This window comes from Pseudoalteromonas sp. MER144-MNA-CIBAN-0113 (genome assembly GCF_040308965.1).
Classification (GTDB): domain Bacteria; phylum Pseudomonadota; class Gammaproteobacteria; order Enterobacterales; family Alteromonadaceae; genus Pseudoalteromonas; species Pseudoalteromonas tetraodonis.
This window is the reverse complement of sequence record NZ_JBEOOG010000542.1, coordinates 1-243: the sequence shown is the minus strand read 5'-3', so window position 1 is coordinate 243 and position 243 is coordinate 1. Positions and strand designations below refer to the sequence as shown.

Below are 243 nucleotides of genomic sequence, written 5' to 3'. Positions count from 1 at the left end.
CGTAATACTGCGACGCAGGCTGTTTTAATAGTACTTTTACTTGGGCGTTAAATGCCGCTAATTTATTTGCGTTTGGTGTAAAAACATAAGGGTTATTATCAAGTTTTCCATCGGCTTGCTCACCTGTAATTTCAGTGCCTAGCGCTTGAATAACCATATCAGCAAAGTGATCGCGGCTAGCACTTACAAGCATACTTTGCTCATCAAGTGAAAACTTTAAAAACCATACATAAGGTTCTTTAC

General features: G+C 38.7%; 1 protein-coding gene. It reads right to left on the bottom strand.

Going from position 1 to position 243, the window contains the following annotated elements; translation table 11 throughout:
* Positions 1–243: DUF3549 family protein (locus AAEY57_RS20850; RefSeq protein ID WP_350608767.1), on the bottom strand; the 243-nt coding region annotated here is incomplete at both ends.